General features: G+C 75.7%; 2 pseudogenes. Both read left to right on the plus strand.

Features of this window, described 5'->3' with window-relative positions:
* Positions 1-170: 170 nt before the first annotated feature.
* Positions 171-1,178: pseudogene (locus tag IF89_RS49995) on the plus strand (polyketide synthase dehydratase domain-containing protein); the annotation flags it as partial.
* A gap of 291 nt (positions 1,179-1,469) precedes the next feature.
* A pseudogene (locus IF89_RS50000) lies at positions 1,470-3,656 on the plus strand (SDR family NAD(P)-dependent oxidoreductase); the annotation flags it as partial.

Genomic DNA, 3,656 nt, shown 5'->3' on the forward strand with positions numbered 1-3,656 from the left:
TCATCTCCAACCTCACCGGACGACCCGCCACCACCGAACAACTCACCGACCCCCACTACTGGGTCCAACACCTCCGCCACACCGTCCGCTTCAACGACGCCGTCCAGTACCTGCGACAGCACAACGTCACCACGTACGTCGAACTGGGACCCGACCCCGTCCTCACCGCCATGGCCCGGACCTGCCTGGGCGAGGACGACGTCCAGGGCCCCGCGGCGACCGTCGCCGTCCTGCGCTCGGGCCACCCCGAGGTGCGGACCCTCGCCACCGCCCTCGCCCACGCGGCCGTACGGGGCGCGGCGCTGGACCCCGGGCACCTCTTCCCGGGAGCGCGGCGGGTCCAGCTGCCGACGTACGCCTTCCAGGGCACCCGGTACTGGCTCAACAGCCCGGCCACGCCCGAGGACGTGGCGAGCCTGGGGCTCACGCCGGCGGAGCACCCGCTGCTCGGTGCGGTGACGAGCCTCGCCGAGGGCGACGGGCTGCTGTTCACGGGCCGGGTCGCACGCGGCACCCACCCGTGGGTCGCCGACCACGCGGTGGCGGGGACGGTGCTGCTGCCCGGGACAGCGCTGATGGAAGCGGCCCTCGCGGCCGGTGAGCGGTTCGGCTGCGACCGGCTCCAGGAGCTGGTCCTGGAGTCGCCGCTGGTCGTCCCGGAGGACGGCAGGATCCACCTCCAGGTCGCGCTCGGCGCCGAGGAGTCCGGCTCGCGCTCGGTGACGGTCCACTCCCGTGCGCAGGGCGCGGCGGACACGCAGTGGACGCGCCACGCCTCCGGTGTGCTCCGGGAGGCCGCTCCGGCCCCGGCCGTGACCGAGCCGTCGGCGTGGCCGCCGCCCGGTGCGGTCGAGGTCCCCGTCGGGGACCTCTATCCGCGCCTCGCCGACCGCGGCTACGGCTACGGTCCCGCGTTCCGGGGGCTGCGCCGGGCCTGGCGGCTCGGCGACGACCTCCACACCGAGATCGCGCTGCCCGACGGCACCGAGGCCGACGGTTTCACCCTGCACCCCGCGCTCCTGGACGCCGCCCTGCACGGCCTGCTCATCGAGGACTCGCAGGAGCTGAGAGTCCCGTTCTCCTTCGGCGGGACCACCCTGCACGCGACGGGGGCGACCGCACTGCGGGTCCGCCTGACGGCCCGGGGCGACAACTCCGCGTCGCTGACCGCCACGGACGCCGACGGCCGGCCCGTCCTGACCATCGAGGAGATCGCCCTGCGTCCGGCCGGTGAGCTCCAGGGGCGCGGCGGGCGGCAGGACGGGCTCTACGGTCCGGTGTGGAAGCCGTTCCCGTCGCCGGCCGCGGACGCCGCGGCCGGGCGGTGGGCGGTGCTGGGAGCGGACCCGTACGGGCTGGCCGCGGCCGTCGCCTGCACGCCGTACGCGGACGCGAGCGCGCTGCGGGCCGCCGTGGCCGCCGGCGGCGCCGTGCCCGACGTCGTGGCACTCTCGGACGAGGTGCCGGACGTGCACGCGGGGCTCCGGCACACGCTGGCGGCCCTTCAGGAACTCCTCGGCGACAGCGCCCTGGACTCCGCCCGCATCGTCGTGCTCACCCGCGGCGCCACGGCCGTCTCGCCCGACGAGGACGTCCACCACCTGCCCGCCGCGGCCCTCACCGGCCTGGTCCGGACCGCACAGAGCGAACACCCCGGCCGCATCGCCCACCTCGACATCGGCACCGACGCCGACGGCCTTGCCGCAGCGGCACGCACCGCCGCGCTCACCCCCGACACCCTCCTCGCCCTGCGCGAGGGACGGCTGCACACCCTCCGCCTGGAGAACACCACCGCCGCAGAAGGACCGACCCGGCGGCTCGACCCCGGCGGCACCGTCCTCGTCACCGGCGGCACCGGCGGGCTCGGCCGGATCCTGGCCCGCCACCTGGTCACCCGCCACGGCGTCCGCCACCTCCTCCTCACCAGCCGCAGGGGTCCCGACGCCCCCGGAGCCGGCGACCTCACCGCCGAACTCACCGCCGCCGGTGCCCACGTCACCGTCGCCGCCTGCGACACCGGCGACCGCACCGCACTGGCCCGGCTCCTCTCGGCAATCCCGGCGGACCACCCCCTCACCGCCGTCGTCCACGCCGCCGGCACCCTCGACGACGCCGCCTTCGCCAACCTCACCCCCGACCACCTCTCCCACGTCCTGCGCCCCAAGACCGACGCCGCCCACCACCTCCACGAACTCACCCGGGACCACGACCTCAGCCACTTCGTCCTCTTCTCCTCCATAGCCGGCCTCATCGGAAACCCGGGCCAGGCCAACTACGCCGCCGCCAACACCTACCTCGACGCCCTCGCGCACCACCGCCGCCACCACGGCCTCCCCGCCACCAGCCTCGCCTGGTCGACGCGGCGCTCGACTCCGGCCGGCCGGAACTCGTCCCGATCGAGCTGGACCTGCGGGTCCTGCGCTCCTGCGACGGGGCCGCACCCGCCCTGCTGCGCACCCTCGTGCGGGCCCCGCGCCGCCGGGCCGCCGCGGCCACCGGCTCCTCCTGGGCCGCGCGTACCGCCGCGCTCGCCCCGGCCGACCGGCAGCGGGCCGCGAGCGAACTCGTACGGAGCACGGTCGCGGCCGTGCTCGGCCTCGCCGGGCCCGGCGCCGTCCACGACAGCGGCCCGTTCATCCAGTTGGGCATGGACTCCCTCACCGGGATGGAACTCCGCCGCAGGCTGGCCGCGGACAGTGGTCTCGCCGTCCCCGCGACCGCCGTCTTCGACCACCCCACGCCGGGCGCGCTGACCGCTTTCGTCGTCGCCGAGCTCGGGAGGACCGCCGGTGAAGCCGCGGCCCGACCGGCACACCCCACCCCGACCGCCACCGGTGCCGGCCAGGACGACCCGATCGTGATCGTCGGCATGGCCTGCCGCTACCCGGGCGACACCCGCTCCCCCGAGGACCTGTGGCGGCTCGTCGCCGACGGCACCGACGCCATCGGCCCCTTCCCCGCCAACCGGGACTGGGACGTCGACGGCCTCTACGACCCGGACCCCGCCCGGCCCGGCAAGAGCTACACCCGGCACGGCGGCTTCCTCTACGACGCCGACCGCTTCGACGCCGAGTTCTTCGGGATCTCACCGCGCGAGGCGTACGCCATCGACCCGCAGCAGCGCCTGCTGCTGGAGACCGCCTGGGAGAGCTTCGAGCACGCGGGCATCGACCCGGCCGGCCTGCGCGGCAGCCGTACCGGAGTGTTCGTCGGCACCATGTACGACGACTACGCCTCCCGCCTGTCCGCCGCCCCGGCCGAATACGAGGGCTACCTGAGCACGGGCAGCGCCGGCAGCGTGGCCTCCGGGCGGCTGTCGTACACCTTCGGGCTGGAAGGCCCGGCGATCACGGTCGACACGGCGTGCTCGTCCTCGCTGGTCGCCCTGCACCTGGCCGCGCAGGCCCTGCGCCAGGGCGAATGCACCCTGGCCCTGGCGGGCGGGGCGACGGTGATGGCCACCCCGCGGCCCTTCGTGGAGTTCAGCCGGCAGCGCGGGCTGGCACCGGACGGGCGGGTGAAGTCCTTCGCCGCATCTGCGGACGGGACGACATGGGGCGAGGGGGTGGGCGTGCTGCTCCTGGAGCGGCTCTCCGACGCCCGCCGCAACGGCCACCGCGTCCTGGCCGTCGTCCGCGGCTCGGCCGTCAACCAGG

Origin of the sequence: Streptomyces sp. NRRL F-2664, assembly GCF_000719345.1 — a bacterium.
Taxonomy (GTDB): Bacteria; Actinomycetota; Actinomycetes; order Streptomycetales; family Streptomycetaceae; genus Streptomyces.